Source organism: Aestuarium sp., from assembly GCF_023253315.1.
GTDB lineage: Bacteria > Pseudomonadota > Alphaproteobacteria > Rhodobacterales > Rhodobacteraceae > Marivivens > Marivivens donghaensis.
Genome location: NZ_JALRGW010000017.1, coordinates 1 through 17,069 on the forward strand (window position 1 = coordinate 1; position 17,069 = coordinate 17,069).

Annotated in this window: 13 protein-coding genes and 1 pseudogene; 7 read left to right on the plus strand and 7 right to left on the minus strand. The window is 59.4% G+C overall.

All coding sequences use genetic code 11. The annotated features are described in order from the left end of the window. Window positions 1–410: pseudogene (locus AC1QQ2_RS09660) on the plus strand (HrgA protein); the annotation flags it as partial. Between the two features lie 71 nt (window positions 411–481). On the opposite strand, the gene AC1QQ2_RS09665 reads toward AC1QQ2_RS09660, so the two are convergent. Both AC1QQ2_RS09665 and AC1QQ2_RS09670 read right to left on the minus strand, forming a co-directional pair. Beyond that, entirely contained in the window at window positions 482–760 is a 279-nt protein-coding gene (locus AC1QQ2_RS09665) for a LysR substrate-binding domain-containing protein (protein ID WP_479712968.1), read from the minus strand. A 60-nt stretch (window positions 761–820) separates the two neighbouring features. Next, window positions 821–2,002 carry a pyridoxal-phosphate-dependent aminotransferase family protein gene (locus tag AC1QQ2_RS09670; RefSeq protein ID WP_479712969.1) on the minus strand — a complete coding sequence of 394 codons (1,182 nt, stop codon included), beginning with the start codon at window positions 2,000–2,002 and terminating at the stop codon, window positions 821–823. A gap of 123 nt (window positions 2,003–2,125) precedes the next feature. Here AC1QQ2_RS09670 and AC1QQ2_RS09675 point away from each other — a divergent pair, with 123 nt between their 5' ends. Further along, entirely contained in the window at window positions 2,126–3,874 is a 1,749-nt protein-coding gene (locus AC1QQ2_RS09675; RefSeq protein ID WP_479712970.1) for an ABC transporter ATP-binding protein, read from the plus strand. A gap of 36 nt (window positions 3,875–3,910) precedes the next feature. Beyond that, window positions 3,911–4,642: a CAF17-like 4Fe-4S cluster assembly/insertion protein YgfZ gene (ygfZ, locus tag AC1QQ2_RS09680; RefSeq protein ID WP_479712971.1), complete on the plus strand. Its 732-nt coding sequence runs from the start codon at window positions 3,911–3,913 to the stop codon at window positions 4,640–4,642. On the opposite strand, the gene AC1QQ2_RS09685 is transcribed toward ygfZ, so the two are convergent. The 3 genes from AC1QQ2_RS09685 to AC1QQ2_RS09695 form a co-directional block, all read right to left on the minus strand. Then, a complete protein-coding gene (locus AC1QQ2_RS09685) occupies window positions 4,639–6,273 on the minus strand; it encodes an acyl-CoA synthetase (RefSeq protein ID WP_105235638.1) in 1,635 nt (544 codons plus the stop codon). The genes ygfZ and AC1QQ2_RS09685 overlap by 4 nt on opposite strands. Window positions 6,274–6,472: 199 nt before the next feature. Then, on the minus strand, window positions 6,473–9,382 hold the full coding sequence (locus AC1QQ2_RS09690) for a valine--tRNA ligase (RefSeq protein ID WP_479712972.1): 2,910 nt from the start codon (window positions 9,380–9,382) through the stop codon (window positions 6,473–6,475). A 70-nt stretch (window positions 9,383–9,452) separates the two neighbouring features. After that, window positions 9,453–9,893 carry an Lrp/AsnC family transcriptional regulator gene (locus tag AC1QQ2_RS09695; protein ID WP_067550516.1) on the minus strand — a complete coding sequence of 147 codons (441 nt, stop codon included), beginning with the start codon at window positions 9,891–9,893 and terminating at the stop codon, window positions 9,453–9,455. Window positions 9,894–10,005: 112 nt separating this feature from the next. On the opposite strand from AC1QQ2_RS09695, the gene AC1QQ2_RS09700 reads away from it, so the two are divergent. Beyond that, the gene (locus AC1QQ2_RS09700; protein WP_479712973.1) at window positions 10,006–11,145 is read left to right on the plus strand and encodes a type III PLP-dependent enzyme domain-containing protein; all 1,140 of its coding nucleotides are present in this window, start codon (window positions 10,006–10,008) and stop codon (window positions 11,143–11,145) included. Window positions 11,146–11,214: 69 nt separating this feature from the next. Then, window positions 11,215–12,282 carry a DUF2235 domain-containing protein gene (locus tag AC1QQ2_RS09705; RefSeq protein ID WP_479712974.1) on the plus strand — a complete coding sequence of 356 codons (1,068 nt, stop codon included), beginning with the start codon at window positions 11,215–11,217 and terminating at the stop codon, window positions 12,280–12,282. A 9-nt stretch (window positions 12,283–12,291) separates the two neighbouring features. On the opposite strand, the gene metF is transcribed toward AC1QQ2_RS09705, so the two are convergent. Next, a complete protein-coding gene (gene metF / locus AC1QQ2_RS09710) occupies window positions 12,292–13,158 on the minus strand; it encodes a methylenetetrahydrofolate reductase [NAD(P)H] (protein ID WP_479712975.1) in 867 nt (288 codons plus the stop codon). A gap of 91 nt (window positions 13,159–13,249) precedes the next feature. Between metF and AC1QQ2_RS09715 the strand changes: the two genes are divergently transcribed. Next, window positions 13,250–14,164, plus strand: a complete 915-nt coding sequence (locus AC1QQ2_RS09715; protein ID WP_479712998.1) for a LysR family transcriptional regulator — start codon at window positions 13,250–13,252, stop codon at window positions 14,162–14,164. Here AC1QQ2_RS09715 and AC1QQ2_RS09720 read toward each other — a convergent pair. Beyond that, window positions 14,118–16,085 carry a putative bifunctional diguanylate cyclase/phosphodiesterase gene (locus AC1QQ2_RS09720; protein ID WP_479712976.1) on the minus strand — a complete coding sequence of 656 codons (1,968 nt, stop codon included), beginning with the start codon at window positions 16,083–16,085 and terminating at the stop codon, window positions 14,118–14,120. The genes AC1QQ2_RS09715 and AC1QQ2_RS09720 overlap by 47 nt on opposite strands. A 150-nt stretch (window positions 16,086–16,235) precedes the next feature. On the opposite strand from AC1QQ2_RS09720, the gene AC1QQ2_RS09725 reads away from it, so the two are divergent. Further along, complete coding sequence (locus AC1QQ2_RS09725; RefSeq protein WP_105235632.1) at window positions 16,236–17,030, plus strand: inositol monophosphatase family protein; 795 nt, start codon at window positions 16,236–16,238, stop codon at window positions 17,028–17,030. The last annotated feature ends 39 nt before the right edge of the window (window positions 17,031–17,069 follow it).

Below are 17,069 nucleotides of genomic sequence, written 5' to 3' on the forward strand. Positions count from 1 at the left end.
AGGTGCAGGAGCGCGTGGCGAAGCACTTTGACAAGCGAACCAAGCTTTGGGCGTTTGAGGTGAAGCTATTGGTGAACAGCTCAAACGTGCGGGAGTGCTTTTTTCAAACTGTATCCAATTCTTCTTGGGCCAACTTCGGCTACTTGGTTGCCGCGGAGATCGAGGGTGACAAGACCCTCAGAGAGCTTCGTATGCTCTCGGCCGCACACGGCATTGGCGTGATTCAGTTAGACACTGAAAATCCGGCAGAAAGCCAAGAGCTGATTCCAGCGAAAGAGCGTGAGACGATCGGCTGGGAAATGGTTAACCGCCTCTCCACTGAGAACAGCGACTTCATGGCGTACGTCACACACGTTAAGCATTTTTATCAGACGGGTGTCATCAGACCGGTGGATTGGCGTCTTGACTAAATCCTAATACGTACCTAACTCACGCAGCTCAAATGCTGGTCGCATTTGGCTTCGGCTTGAATTGGCTTGATTCACCTATTGGGCGCTTCCCAAGCCTCTGCCTCGGCCTTCACCGCATCGATCAACGCGATTGCCGCAGGCGCGAGGGTGACGCCCGCACGGGTGATGAGGTTGAGGCGTCGCACGTAGCGCTTGGACTGACACGGCAACGTGACCAAGGTGCCATCGTTGGGTACGGCCAAGGCGGGTAACAGGGTGACGCCCATCGCAGCGCGCACGAAGCCGAGCAATGAGGTGGTGCTGAGTAGCATGAGGCTGGCCCGCTGAACCAAAGCGTCTAGCTGCGGCACGGAGAGTGACCTCGACCTTTTGGCCGCGGCCCTGCCAGATGCCTTGGCCGAAGCGCGGGGTTAAACCCCCGCGACCACCGATGTTGCTGCAGAAAGCGCGCCGTTCCCATGCGGGATTTGCAGCGCCTTGAGGCCCGCATCAATCACCGACAGCGTACCTAGCACCATGTGCGCGTTCACGTGACCCATGTGGCCGATACGGAACCACGCAGAGGTCGGTTCACGCCCAAGGCCAATGCCCAGCGTCACGCCCGCATGTTCTTCGCACCAGTGGCGCAGACGGTCGGCGTCATTGCCACCGAGGTAGATCGACGTCACCGAATGGCCGCGCCCCGCAGGGTCCGCCATGTTGAGCCGCATTTCACCGCCCTGACCCCATGCCTCGACCGCAGCCCAAACCGCGCGGGCAAGCGTTTCGTGACGCGCCCAGACCTGTTCGATGCCTTCTTCGTTGATCAAGTCCAAGGCAGCACGCAGCCCAAAGAGATGATGTGTCGGTGGGGTGCCTGCAAAGTGTTGATAGAACATCTCTGGCGAGACGCGCGGTTTCCAGTCCCAGTAGCGTGTCGCTAGATCAGCGCTTTCACGGGCCGCAGCCGCGCGGTCGTTGAACCAGACAAAGCCCAAACCCGCAGGGGTCATCAGACCCTTCTGGCTCGCCGCGATGGTGACATCGGCGCCCCAAGCGTCCATCTCGAACCGATCACAGCCCATAGACGCGATGCAATCCGCCATCAAAACAGCAGGGTGCCCCGCGGCGTCCATCGCCTGACGGACGCCCGCAATGTCGTTCTTGATCGAGGTTGAGGTGTCCACATGCACCGCCAGAACGGCCTTAATGCTGTGGTCGGTGTCGGCCTTCAGGCGGGTTTCGACTTGGTTCAGGTCGATAGAGGCCTGCTGCCCGAAATCCATCACCTCTAGGTCGAGGTGCAGACCCCGCGCCATTTCGGCCCAGCCATGCCCAAACCGCCCCGTGACCAGAACGAGGATCTTGTCGCCCCGTGACAGGACGTTCGACAGTGCTGCCTCCCATACACCGTGACCGTTGGCGATGTAGATCGCCACATGGCCCGTGGTGCGCGCAACCGATTTGAGGTCAGGGATAATGGTGGCCGTCATATCAACCAGTTCGCCCTGATAGATATTGGGCGAGGGCCGCATCATCGCTTGCACCACACGATCCGGCAGAACCGAAGGTCCAGGGATCGCAAGGTAGGGGCGGCCGTTGGAAAGAGACATTCTGATCACCTATTCAAAAATCACCGTGACACTAACGCGGCTTCCCGCCGCGTCAATCGGCGAAGTCTTTCCATACGAACGGTTTATCGGTATCCCGAATACAAGAGACCGAAAGGGATAACAGTGTCAGACACGAAACTACCCGTTGGCAGCCTTCTGCGCTGGTTCTGGGAAAACTACCTCCGCCGTCAATCGGGGAGCCTGCTTGGGGCTGCGCTGTTGATGGTGATCGAAGGCTCTATGGTCGGCGTGTTGTCTCTGGTTATGAAACCGATGTTCGACAATGTGCTGGTGGCAGGTGAATCCTCTGCGCTGTGGTCGGTCGGTATCGCGATTTTCGTGATTTTCACCGTGCGGGCCGTGACCTCGGTCGGGCAGAAGGTCGTGATGAAATCGGTGATCGAAAAGATCTCGGGCTGGATGCGGGGCGATCTGCTGGCGCATCTGATGCGGCTCGAAATGTCGTTTCACCAGTCGAACCCTCCGGGGAGTTTGATCGAACGAGTTCAGGGCGATGTGGCCAATATTGGCACCGTCTGGACGAACATCATCACCAACGTGGTGCGGGATGGTGTGTCGGTGATCTGGCTCTTTGGGGTGGCGCTGTCGCTTGATTGGAAATGGACGCTGGCGGCGCTGATTGGTCTGCCTGTTCTGGTTCTGCCGTCGCTCGCTGTGCAGGGTTATATCCGCCGCAAGACCCAAGCCGCACGGGAACTGGCGACAAAGATGTCGACACAGCTCGACGAGGTGTTCCACGGCATCAACCCGATCAAGCTCAACACCCTCGAAGACTACCAGCAGGGCCGCTACACCAAACTGACCAAGGGCCGCGTGCGGGCCGAGGTGAAGGCGACATTCGGCATGGCGATGATCCCCGGCATCATCGATTTGATGACGGGCGTCGGGTTCTTTGTGGTGCTCATGTATGGCGGCTCGCAGATCATTGCGGGCGACAAAACCGTGGGCGAATTCATGGCGTTTTTCACCGCGATGGCGCTGGTCTTTGATCCGCTGCGCCGTTTGGGGCAACTGTCGGGGGCGGTGCAATCCGCTGCCGTCAGCGCCAACCGTGTCCGCGAAATTCTGAACATCACGCCAGCGATTTCCTCGCCTGCGACCGTTGCTGCGGCGCCTGTCGGTGCCCCAGAAATCCGCCTGAACGATGTCCACCTCGCCTATGGTGATCTGCCCGTCCTTCAGGGTGCGTCCTTCACCGCTGCGGCGGGCAAAACGACGGCTCTGGTCGGGTCGTCTGGTGCGGGTAAATCGACGGTCTTTAACGTGCTGACCCGACTGGTTGATCCAGCCTCGGGCCTTGTCACGATTGGTGGGGTTGATAACCGCGCGATGGGGCTGGCTGATCTGCGGGGGCTCTTCTCTGTCGTTAGTCAGGACGCTGCGCTGTTTGATGAAACCCTGCGCGATAACATCCTTTTGGGCCGCGATCTGGACGAGGCGAGTATTGAGCGCGCGCTGACCGCCGCCCATGTGTCGGATTTCTTGCCGCGTTTGTCGGACGGGCTGAACAGCCCTGCGGGGCCGCGTGGATCGAACCTGTCGGGCGGGCAACGTCAACGGGTCGCAATTGCACGGGCGCTGGTGCGGAATACGCCGATCCTCTTGTTGGACGAGGCGACCTCGGCGCTCGATACCAAGAGCGAACAGATCGTTCAAAGCGCGCTAGAGACCCTGTCCGAAGGCCGCACCACGCTGGTCATCGCGCACCGTCTGTCCACCGTCCGCAATGCTGACAGCATCGTCGTGATGGATCGTGGCCGCGTGATGGACCAAGGCACCCACGACGAATTGTTGGCGCGTGGCGGAATTTACGCCGATCTCTACCGTCTGCAGTTCAAAACCGAAGACTGAGCCCTATATCCACCCCTAGCGACTTAGGGAAAACCGATGACCGACAGAACCATTCTGGCCGTGACTGGCAGCGACCGTGTGAAATTCCTGCATGGGCTGACGACAAATGACCTCCGCACCCCGACCGAGGGGATTGCCTATGCGGCGCTGTTGACGCCGCAGGGGAAATATCTGGCGGATTTCTTTTTGGTCGGGCAGGCGGATCGCATCCTGATCGACGTGGCGACGCCTTTCGCGGCGGGACTGATGCAACGTCTGACGATGTATCGTCTGCGGGCCGATGTGCAGATTGCAGCGACCGACCTCAAGGTCAAACGCGGCACGGGCGATGCGCCAGAGGGTGCCCTGACCGATCCACGTGACGCGGCGCTGGGCTGGCGGCTTTATGGGGCTGAAGGGGGCGATGATGGCACCGATTGGGCCGCGCTACGCATCGAACATCTGATCCCTGAAACGGGTGTGGAGCTTGGCCCAGACAGTTACATCCTCGAACAGGGCTTTGACCGTCTGCACGGCGTCGATTTCAAAAAGGGCTGCTATGTCGGCCAAGAGGTCACCGCACGGATGAAGCACAAGACCGAGTTGAAAAAGGGCCTTGTGCAGGTGCTGGTCGATGGTGCGGCAGAGGCGGGCACGCCGATCATGGCGGGCGACAAAGAGGCGGGCGTGTTGCACACCGTGTCGGGCGGCAAAGGGATCGCTTACCTTCGGTTCGACCGCGCCGACGGTGAGATGACCGCCGGCGAGGCCAAGGTTACGCGCGCCTAACCCTCTTGGGCGGCGCGGTTGCGCAGCACGTATTTCTGCACTTTACCTGTTGAGGTCTTTGGCAACGGCCCAAAAATCAGCGTTTTGGGCGCCTTAAAGTGCGCCATGTTTTCACGGCAGAAGGCGATCAGTTCTTCGGCGGTGACCGTCGCACCTGCCCGCAGGTCAACAAAGGCACAGGGCGTTTCGCCCCATTTTTCGTCAGGTTTTGCAACCACTGCGGCCTCGGACACGGCGGGGTGACGGTAGAGGACATCTTCGATCTCGATCGAAGAGATATTCTCGCCACCCGAGATGATGATGTCCTTAGAGCGGTCCTTGATCTCTAGATACCCATCGGGGTGCATCACGGCCAAATCGCCCGTTGCGAACCAGCCGCCACGAAATGCCTCGGCGGTGGCGGTCGGGTTCTTGAGGTAGCCTTTCATCACGATATTGCCGCGCATGAAAATCTCACCGATGGTTTTGCCGTCTTTGGGTGTCGGCTCCATCGTTTCGGCATCGGCCACCATCAAACCGTCGAGCACGTGATACCGCACGCCCTGACGCGATTTCAGTTTCGCCTGATCGTTCGGCGTTTCCTCGTTCCATTCCTCTTTCCATGCGCAAGACACAGAGGGGCCGTAACATTCGGTCAGGCCGTAGGCGTGGGTGACCTGCACGCCCATTGCTTCCATCTTTGCGATGACAGAGGCGGGGGGCGGGGCGGCTGCGGTCATGACTTTGACCTCGTGGGTAAAGTCTTTCAGCTCGTCTGGGGCGCTCGCCAACATATTCAGAACGATAGGTGCGCCGCAGAAGTGGGTGACCTTTTCGTCGCGGATCAGTTGGAAGATCGGTTCGACCCGCACGGCCCGTAGACAGACGCAAACGCCCGCCATCGCGGCGATGGTCCAAGGGAAGCACCAGCCGTTGCAGTGGAACATCGGCAGCGTCCAGAGGTAGCGCGAATGGTTCGGCATCCCCCATGTCAGGATATTGCCCATCGCGTTCAGCGCGGCACCACGATGGTGATAGACAACGCCCTTGGGGTTGCCCGTTGTGCCCGAGGTGTAGTTCAGCGAAATCGCATCCCATTCGTCGGCAGGCATCTGCCAGTCAAAATCCTCGTCGCCTTCGGCCAGAAGGTCGTCGTAGGTCATGCTGCCGATCTTGTGGACGGGACCGTCATACATCGCGTCCTCAAGGTCGATGACCAGCATATCGCGGCCACTGATCTTGATCGCGCGGTCGACGACTTCTGCGAACTCTGGGTCGACCATGACGACCTTGGATTCCGCGTGCGACAGGATAAAGCCGATGGTTTCTGCCTCAAGCCGCGTGTTGATCGTGTTCAGAACAGCGCCCGACATCGGGACGGCAAAGTGGGATTCGAACATCTCTGGGGTGTTGGCCGCGATGATCGACACGGTGTCGCCTTTGCCAATCCCGCGTTTGTTCAATGCCGATCCGATGCGGCACATGCGGGCATAGGTTTCGCGCCATGTCAGACGACGGTCCCCGTGTACCACGGCCAGATAATCGGGATACACAGATACGGTGCGGGCAATGAACGACAGCGGGGTGAGCGCTGCGTGGTTGGCGGCATTGCGGTCTAGGCCCGCGTCATAAATGGACGGAATGGCGGTCATAACTCTCTCCCCTACGTGCCCGACCTCTCCTTGATCGGGGCCGCGAACTGGCGGCGTTTGGCAGAGTTTAGGGTGAATTTTCGCACCGCGTCCACGGGGTTATGCGCGGGCAGACTGTTTGTCGCGGCATCAAGATGAGAACCGCATAGAAAAAGGGCGGCCCGATGGACCGCCCCTTCTTTACCATTGATCAACCCGATCAGCCGATTTCGGCCAAACGTGCCAGAGCGGCCTTCAACTGGGCCTCTTCTTCTTCGCGCAGGGCGAGGTTGGCGCGGGTTTCTTCGATCACTTCTTCTGGGGCGCTTTCTGCAAATTTCGGGTTGTTCAGGCGGCCACGCAGACCCCCGAGTTCCTTTTGCAATTTGCCCAAGACCTTTTCCACACGGGCCTTTTCAGCGGCCACGTCGATGATGTCCGCCAGAGGCAGCGCAAAGGTCGCGCCCTTGGTGGTGATGGTGATCGACCCTTTGGGGGCTTCTGCGGATTCGGTGATGTCACCGATGCGGGCCAGACGGGTGATGAGCGTCTGGTTGTTCGCCAGAGCGGCCTTGGCGCCCGCGTCGGCCTCTTGCATAACCACGGGGACATACAGACCCACAGGCACGTTCATCTGTGCACGTGCCGAACGGATGCCTTCGATCAACGAAATCGCCCAGTTCAACTCTGCGTCTGCCGCATCGTCCACCAGATCGGCGGCCGTGTAGGTCGGCCAGTCGGCGTGGACGAGCATTTTCGAACGGTTGTCGGCCAGCGTGCCCCAAAGCTCTTCGGTGATGAAGGGCATGAAGGGGTGCAGCAGGATCAGACACTGGTCGATGACCCAGCCCATGACCTTTTGCGTCTCGGCTTTGACCGCGTCGTCGCCGTCCATGATCAGCGGCTTCGAGAATTCGACATACCAGTCGCAGACCTTGCCCCAGACAAAGCCGTAGAGCGCGTTTGCTGCATCGTTAAAGCGATACGCCTCAATCGCGGCGTCGACCTCTTCGCGGACGCGAGCGGTTTCACCGATGATCCACTTGTTCACGGTCGCCGTTGCGGTCGGGATTTCAGTCGCGCCATGCACCGCACCGTTCATCTCTGCAAAACGGGACGCGTTCCACAGTTTGGTGCCAAAGTTGCGGTAGCCTTTGATGCGGTCTTCGGACAGTTTCAGAACGCCACCAATCGCTGCCATCGACGCATTGGTGAACCGCAGCGCGTCGGCGCCGTATTCATCAATGATCACCAGCGGGTCGATCACGTTGCCCGTGGTTTTCGACATCTTCTTGCCCTTCTCGTCGCGGACGAGCTGGTGCAGGTAGACGGTGTGGAACGGGATTTCGTCAACAACAGCGAGCTGCATCATGATCATGCGGGCAACCCAGAAGAACAGGATGTCCTGACCCGTCACCAACACATCGGTCGAGAAGTATTTCGAGGTGCTCTCGTCCCAGTTCGGCCAGCCCAGCGTCCCGATGGGCCACAGACCCGACGAGAACCATGTGTCGAGAACGTCGGGGTCACGGGTGAGCGATTTGCCACCCGATTGCGCAACGGCCTCTGCCTCTGTCGGGGCGCAATAGGCGTTGCCTTCTGCGTCATACCACACAGGGATTTGGTGGCCCCACCACAGTTGGCGCGAGATACACCACGGTTCGATGTTCTCGAGCCAGTGGTAATAGGTCTTTTCGCCCGACTCTGGCATGATCTTGATGTCGCCATTGCGGACGGCATCCAGCGCAGGGCCAACGATTTTCGAGGTTTCAACGAACCATTGGTCGGTCAGCATCGGCTCGATGACGACTTTCGAGCGGTCGCCGAACGGCTGCATGATCGGCTTTGCTTCGACCAGCGGAACCAGCGCATCTGCGCCCTCTGCATCTGCCTTCAGCGCGGCCTTGCCCAGACGCGGGTCCGTCGCAACGGTCATCACGGCGAGGCCCTCTGCGGTGATCGCAGCAACGACCTTTTCGCGGGCCTCAAAACGGTCGAGGCCACGGTATTCTTCGGGCACGAGGTTGATCGCGTCGATTTCCTGAACGGTAAATGCTTTGCCCGCTGCGTATTCGGCGGCTTTCGCGGCTTCCTCGGCGTAAGGCGCACCATCGGCACGCATTGCGCCACGGGTGTCCATAAGGCGGTATTGCGGGATGTTGCCACGCTTTGCGACTTCGTGGTCGTTAAAGTCGTGTGCGCCCGTGATTTTCACCGCACCCGAGCCAAAGGCCATATCAGGGTATTCGTCGGTGATGATCGGGATCAGGCGGCGCTGTTCTTTCGGACCAACAGGGATTTCGCAGAGCTTGCCGACGATCGGCGCATAGCGTTCGTCATCAGGGTGAACCGCAACCGCGCCGTCACCCAGCATGGTTTCAGGGCGGGTCGTCGCGATAGAGATGTAATCGCGTTCCTCACTAAAGGTGACATTCCCGTCCTCGTCTTTTTCGACGTAGGTGTAGGTCTCGCCACCCGCCAGCGGGTATTTGAAGTGCCACATATGGCCGTCGGTTTCGATGTTCTCAACTTCGAGGTCGGAAATCGCGGTCTCAAAATGCGGGTCCCAGTTCACCAGACGCTTGCCGCGGTAGATGAAACCCTTGTTGTACATTTCGACAAAGACTTTGATTACGGCGTCGTGGAAGTTGCCCTCTTCGCCAGCAGGGGCATTCGGAGCGCCCGACATGGTGAACGCGTTGCGCGACCAGTCGCAGGACGAACCCAGACGTTTCAGCTGGCTGATGATGGTGTTGCCGTATTGGCCTTTCCATTCCCAAACCTTGTCGAGGAATGCCTCACGGCCCAGATCGCGACGACCCGGTTGACCCGTTGCAGCGAGCATCTTTTCGACCTGAAGCTGGGTCGCGATCCCTGCGTGGTCCTGACCCGGCTGCCAGAGCGTGTCAAAGCCGCGCATACGGTGCCAACGGATCAGAATATCCTGAAGCGTGTTGTTGAACGCGTGGCCCACGTGCAGTGCGCCCGTCACGTTCGGCGGCGGGATCATGATGGTAAAGGTTTCGTCGCGCGATTTGTTCGCGCCAGCCGCAAATGCGCCTGCGTCTTCCCACTTTTTGTAAATGCGGGCCTCGGCTTCGGCCGCGTCAAAGGTCTTTTCCATCGCCATCTTTATGATCCCTTCTGGTCTTGCCCTGTGGATTAGCCAAAAGGGGCCGAAAGGGAAAGGGCGAAGGGCGCTAAACTGCGCGGTTGATGCGGGTTGAGAGGTGGATAAGGCTCTCCATCGCCTGAACGCCGTCAATCTCTCCGATTTTGTCGAGCGTTTGATCTAGTTCGAGCGTCGATCCCGTGCGCAATTGGGCGCAGAGGTCGAACCTACCAGAGGTCGTATGCACCACCTCAACCGAGGACATCCGTTTCAACTGCACCAACACCGCTGCCTGCGCCGAGGGGCGGATGTGGATCAGCACGGTCGCGCGAATGGTGCTGCGTTGGACCTGATCTGACAGACGCAAACTATAGCCCGCAATCACGCCCGTCCGTTCCAGCCGATCAATGCGGGCCTGAACGGTCGTGCGTGCCAGTCCGAGCGTCTGCGCGATCTTAGCGACGGGCAAGCGGGCGTTTCGGGTGAGTTCCGCGATCACGGCGCGGTCTGTGCTGTCCAATTCTGTCATATCGTCGATAATACCGTCATTTTGCCGAAAAGCAGAGTCATTTTGTTCAATCTGCCACGACACATCGTCTGAATTTTCGCGAACACTGGAGGAAAGCGAACAGGAGAGGCAGATGTATCAACAGCCCGTAGAGGCCCAAACCATTGCGGATGTGCTGTCGGCACGGTCCGACACCACGCCCGTGCATTTCTTTGCGCCCGACCGTCTGGATGCTCGGCTGGCCGAATTTCGGCGCGGGTTTCCGGGTCTTGTAACCTATGCGGTCAAGGCGAACCCGACCGAAGACGTGCTGCGGCGTCTGTGTGCAGGGGGCTTGGACGGATTCGATGTGGCGTCACCCGATGAAATCGCGCTGATCCGTCGGATCTGCCCTGATGCGCCGATGCATTACAACAACCCCGTGCGGAGCAAGGCCGAAATTGCTGCAGGCATCGCGGCAGGCGTTGTGTCGTGGTCAGTGGATGCGCTGTCAGAATATGAAAAGCTGGTCGCGGCGGGCGTATCGTCCACCGCCGAAGTCGCCGTGCGGTTCAAACTGCCTGTCGCAGGCGCGGCCTATGATTTCGGCGCGAAATTCGGCGCAGAGGTCGATCTCGCGGTCGATTTGTTGCGCCACGTCGCGACCTCGGATCGGCCATTGGCGCTGACTTTCCACGTCGGCACGCAATGCACGGACCCAGCGGCCTATGTGACCTACATCCACGCGGCCGCCCAGATTGCAGAGCGGGCGGGCGTGACGCTGGACCGCTTGAACGTCGGCGGCGGGTTTCCTGCGTCGCGCGATGGCTCCCCAAAACCGCTAGAGCCGTTCTTTGCCGCGATCCGCGAAGCGATGTCGGCTTTTGCTGTGCGTCCGACGTTGATCTGTGAACCGGGGCGGGGCCTCGTGGCGGATAGTTTCGCCTATGCGGTGCAGGTGAAATCCATTCGTGGGCAGAGCGTTTACCTCACCGATGGGATTTACGGGGGTCTGTCTGAAATGGTGTCGATGCCCGCGCCTGCCTTGGCCGTCATGAGCGCTGAGGGCGATTGGCGTGATACCGCGCGGCAGGGCGTGCGGGCCTTTGGGCCGACCTGCGATAGCCTTGACCAATTGCGCGATCCGTTGACTTTGCCCGAGGGTCTGGCCGAGGGCGATTGGATCGTGTTTCGGTCGATGGGCGCCTATGTCACGGGCGTCACCACGCGGTTCAACGGCTACGGCCTGTCCGATCCCATTACGGTAAAGGATTTGTGCGCGCCCTATCACTAGGCTGGACACTGTTGGGTTGTGCGTTAGGCTGAGGCGTAACGGCATAACCTGTTCACCAAAGGGGACAAAGTGGCCATTCGTGATTGGGTTTTAGGTCTCCTTAACCGTCGTCCCCGCAGCGAAGAGGGCGGTGGGCGCAAGCGTGGACAGGCGACCCATGTTGTGATCCTCGACGGGACGATGTCGAGCTTGGCCGAGGGTTTTGAAACCAACGCGGGTCTGACGTTCAAACTGCTCCGCGAGGCGGGGCATAAGGCCAATATGACCGTCTATTATGAGGCGGGGATTCAGTGGCGCGATTGGACGGAAACCTTTGGCGTGATCGCAGGGCGCGGGATCAATCGGCAAATCGAACGGGCCTATGGGGTCTTATGTTCGCGCTGGCACCCTGGGGATCGGATTATCCTGATCGGTTATTCACGCGGGGCCTTTGCCGTGCGGTCGCTTGCGGGGGTGATCCAGCGGGTGGGGATCGTCAAACACCACGACGCGACCGAACGGCATGTCAAACTGGCCTACCGCTATTACACCCACGGTGCGCGCAGCCCTTTTGCCCGCCGGTTCAAGGAACTCTACTGTGATCGCACTGCCGATGTGGCGGCGATCGGCGTTTGGGATACGGTGAAATCACTGGGGCTTCGCCTGCCGATCCTGTGGAAGTTTGAGGAAAAGCGGCACAGTTTCCATTCGGACGGGTTGGAGCCTTGTGTTCGCTCTGCCTTTCATGCGCTGGCCTTGGATGAAACCCGCGATGCGTTCTTGCCAGAGATATGGGCGCCGCAAAACCGTTGGAACGGGCAGATCGAACAAGTTTGGTTTAAGGGCACGCATGGCGATGTTGGTGGACAATTGGGTGGGCGCATGGATGTGCGGCCCCTGTCTAATATCCCGCTCGTTTGGTTGCTGGATCGGCTCGAAGGGCAGGGGCTGCCCTTGCCCGACGGCTGGCGGGATCGGTTCCCCTGCGATGTGACCGCGCCATCCGTTGGCACATGGGCGCAATGGGGTAAACTGTTTTGGTCGCGTCACCGCCGCAAGGTTGGGCGTGATCCGTCCGAACGGTTGCATGACACCGTCGCGGATCGTGGGCTGGAAATGAAAAAGCCCGCTCCGAAACAGAGCGGGCCCGAGGCCTGATGGATGGGATCAGGCCACGTTTTCGAGTTTGACCTGAGGGGTCACACCCAAAGCATGGCAAACGTCGCGGGTCAGGTCCGGTTTGTTCAGCGTGTAGAAGTGCAGGTCGTTCACGCCGCCACGGATCAGGTCGTCGCATAGTTCAGTTGCCAGAGCGGTCGCCAAGAGGTCGGTCGAACCAGTTTTGGCCGCGTTGTCAAAAGCGTCCGCAACGATCTGTGGGATCGAGGTGCCGCACATTTGGGCGAACTTGCGCGCGCCGTTCCAGTTCTCAATCGGCAGGATGCCCGGAATGATCGGCGCGTCGATGCCCGCTTTTTCGCAAGCGTCACGGAAGCGGAAGAACGTCTCTGCCTCAAAGAAGAACTGAGTGATCGCGCTGGTCGCACCCGCATCGATCTTGCGCTTCAGCCATTCGATGTCAGCGGCAGAGTCGCCTGATTCTGGGTGCTTTTCAGGGTAAGCACCAACGCGGATTTTGAATTTGCCCGTATCCGCTAGCGCTTCGATCAGTTCGATGGACGACTGGAAGCCATCAGCGGTTGGGCGGAATTTCTCTGCGCCTTTGGGTGCATCACCACGAAGGGCCACGATTTCGGTCACGCCGACCTCAGCATATGCATTCGCGATTTCGAGCGTTTCAGCGCGGGTTGCCTCAACACAGGTGAGGTGCGCTGCCACGGTCAGACCGATGTTTTTGTGAATGGCGCCAACGGCTTCGTGGGTGAGCTGGCGTGTAGTGCCGCCTGCACCGTAGGTCACCGACACAAAGGTCGGGTTCATCGGAGCAAGGGTCGTCGCGCAGTTCCAGAGCCGGAACGACTGGTCCAGCGATTTGGGTGGAAAGAATTCGAACGAGACATTGGGGCGCGACATGATTCACCTATTTGTTGATGCCCCCTTGTCGCAAAATAAATGATGTGAGACAAATTCATAACTTTCACGACGATCATGAGGTTCGTTCATGATGCACATTGAGATACGGCATCTTCGCACGATTAAGGCGATCCATGACACGGGCGGGCTGGCCCGTGCGGCGGATTTGTTGAACATCACGCAATCGGCCCTGAGCCATCAAATCAAAGGGATCGAAGATCAGGCCGGCGTCGAACTCTTCGTGCGTCGGGCGAAACCTCTGCGTTTGTCGGCATCGGGTTTGCGGCTTTTGGCGGCGGCGGAACAGATTTTGCCGATCCTCGCCGATCTGGAGGTCGAATTCGAAGGCCTGCAAGACGGCCGCGCAGGCAGGCTGCATATCGCGCTGGAGTGTCACGCTTGTTTCGAATGGCTGCTCCCTGTGTTGGAACAGTTCCGCAAGGTCTGGCCCGATGTGGACGTCGATATCCGGTCGAGCCTTTCGTTTGATGCGATGAGCGCGTTGCGTCGCGAAGAGGTCGATTTGGTGGTGTCCTCGGACCCTGAGGATCAGTCGGAAGTCGATTTTAACCCGCTGTTTGACTACGATCCTGTGTTTGTTGCCTCGTCCCATCATCCCCTTGCGCAAAAGGCAGTGATCGAGGCGCAGGATTTTGAAGGGCAGACGCTGATCACCTATCCCGTCGATCGGTCGCGGTTGGACATCTTTAAGATGCTGTTGTCACCCGCACGGGTCGAACCAGCGGCGGTGCGGCAGGTCGAATTGACGGCGGTGATCCTGATGCTCGTGGCATCCAACCGTGGGGTTTCGGTGCTGCCCGACTGGGTCGTGCGTCAGGTGCGGCAATCGTCCGATTACGTCACGCGGCCATTGGGCAAGGACGGTAAGATCGGGATGACACGGCGAATGTTTGCGGCGACCCGCGAGTCCGAGAACACGCGGCCCTACCTTGCGCATTTTATTCGGCTGGCTCGGCAAGAGGCGGTGAAACTTCAACGGGGCTAAGGTCGCGACTGGACTCGGCAAAGAGGCGGATGCGGGTTTCATCAATCGGCATCGCCTTGCCAAAGAGATAGCCCTGACCGAGGCGGCAGCCCAGACGGCGGAGGTGATCGACTTGGGCTTCGGTTTCGACGCCTTCCGCGATGACAGAGACGCCCAGACCGTCAGCGATTTCCAAAAAGCCACGGATCAGCACTTCGGCGGTGGGATCGCGGCCAAGGTCGGCGACAAAGCTCATGTCGATCTTTAGCTCATCGAATTCGAGTTGGCGCAGGTGTTGGAACGACGCAAAGCCAGTGCCAAAATCGTCGAGCGACACGCGCAGTCCTTCGGATCGGAAATGGGCGATGCTGGCCTGAATGGTGTCGGCAGAGCGGGCGATGAACACGTCCTCGGTGATTTCGAGCGTGATATGGCGGCGGGCGTTCGGATGCCGGCTGAGCAGGTCGTTGAGGTCAGCGCGGCCAGATTGCGTGGCAAGAGCGACCTCGGGAACGTTGATCGACACTTCGCCTGGGTCGAGGCCTTCGGCCAAAAGCTGTTCGATGTCGTGGAGCACGCAGCCCGCCATATGCGACAGGAAATCACCGTGCAGGCCAAGTTCGTTGATCTGCGGGATAAAGTGGTTCGGGGGCAGGGGACCTTTGGTCGGGTGAATCCAGCGGGCGAGGGCCTCGAACCCGATGCTGCGGCCCGTGGCGAGGTCGACCTTGGGTTGGTAATAGGGGCGGATTTCGCGGCTGTGCATCGCGGCGAGGATTTCGCGGCGGTCCTCAAGCGACAGGCGACGTTCGAAATCGTCGGCACGGTAAATCGCGGCTGAGATGCCAGAGCTGTTTTTCGCGCGATACATGGCCTGATCGGCTGCACCACATAGCCCTTCGACCGTGGTGCCCGCGTGCCGTGTGAGGCCAATGCCGACCGAGGCCGAGATATGAAGTTCCTTTTCGTGCCATTCGACAGGCGCTTGGATCGCGCGGGCAATATAGTCGGCCAATCGCAGCGCGGCCTTTTCCGATGTGATCGTTCGAAATGCGATGGCAAACTCGTCGCCACCCAGACGGGCCACGATGCCCGTGTCGCCCACCAGTTTGGAGAGGCGGCTCGCCACGGCTTGAAGCACCTGATCGCCCGCTTCATGGCTGTAGGTGTCATTGATCGGCTTGAACCCGTCGAGGTCGATGAGGAACACGCCCAATTCGCTGCCCAAACGGCGCTGGGCAATGAGTTGTTCAAGTTCTTCATCAAACGCTCGACGGTTCAATAGGCCCGTGAGTGGGTCATGGCGGGACAGATGTTCGAGGGCACGCAAGCGGGCGTTGGCCTCTTCGCGGGCGGCGTTGAGGGCGCGCTGGGTGTCCTTTTGTTTGTGCAGGGTTTCGAAAGTGTTGAAGATATAGACGACCATCATGCCCGTGGTGATGATCCATTCCCCTTCGCTCGACGGGAGGAACGCGTTTTCGCTGGCGAGCCAGAACACCGCGAAGGCAGAGCCAAAGGAGGGTGCCATCAGGCTCCAGTTATAAAACGGGAGGGCGGCGAAGGTGTTGGTGATGTGAACAAAGACCCCAAAGAGCCACAAGAACCCCGCGAGGAGCATGGCTGAGGACGGCTCTGCTGCCAAAAGGAACGCAGGCGCGAGATAAAAGAGGACGGAGCTACAGTTCACCAACCAGACGGTGAACACATAGGTGGCGGTGATATCCTCGTCCCTTTCGGGCAATTTCTGGGCAAGCCAATGTGCCGCGACCTCGTAAGCGACGAGAATGCCAGACATGATCAGGGCCAGGGTGCCGTAGCCGACCCACCACAAAATAACCAACATCATCGCCGCAGAGGCGAGGCGTTTAGCTATATCCCGCGTGGCCACGTGAATGGCAAAACGGGTTTGATAGCGGATCTTATCAAAACTCTGCGCGATCATGGGCCTCTTCCTGCCTTTGAGCCCATGTTGCCAATCAAAACCAAACAAATCGTTAACGGTGCGTTTTTCCCGAAAGAGTGCCATTCGCGGCCTTGCCCGATTGATCGGATTTGCCTATACGCGCTGCTTGGACCGTGAACGGAGGCCCCGATGGCTGGTAGTGCAAACCTGAACGTGATGATGAAGACCGCCCGTAAAGCTGGGCGCGCCTTGCTCAAAGACTTTACCGAAGTTGAACAGCTACAGGTCAGCACCAAAGGGCCTGGTGACTTTGTCACTCGCGCCGACCGCAATGCCGAGGAAATCATCCGCACCGAACTGATGGAAGCCCGTCCGACCTACGGCTTCCTCGGTGAAGAGTCCAAAGAGATCGAAGGCGAAGATCCGACCCGTCGCTGGATCGTTGATCCGCTTGATGGCACCACCAACTTTTTACACGGTCTGGGTCACTGGGCTGTGTCGATTGCCCTTGAACATAAGGGCCAAATCGTTGCGGGCGTGGTTTATGACCCCGTCAAAGACGAGATGTTCTATGCCGAAAAAGGGTCGGGCGCATGGATGAACGAGACACGTATTCGTGTGTCGGGTCGTCACCGTTTGATCGACGGTATCTTTGCAACGGGCCTCCCGTTTGCTGGTAGCACGGATCTGCCGCAGACTCTGCGTGACCTCGGTCAATTGCTGCCCGCGACCTCGGGTGTGCGTCGTCTGGGCGCTGCGTCTCTAGACCTTGCCTATGTCGCGGCTGGCCGGTTCGACGGCTTCTGGGAACGCCGTTTGAAGCCGTGGGATATCGCTGCTGGCCTCGTTATCGTGCGCGAAGCAGGTGCTCTACTGGAGCCGATTCACGAAGACGGTAACATCCTTGAGGATGGCAACCTGATCTGCGCGAACGAATCCATGTTCGGCCCGTTTGCGAAAGTGATCCGTGGCGCGGCAGCGTAATCGCTGATCGATTGTTAGATTTGAGGACCGCGCCGCAGG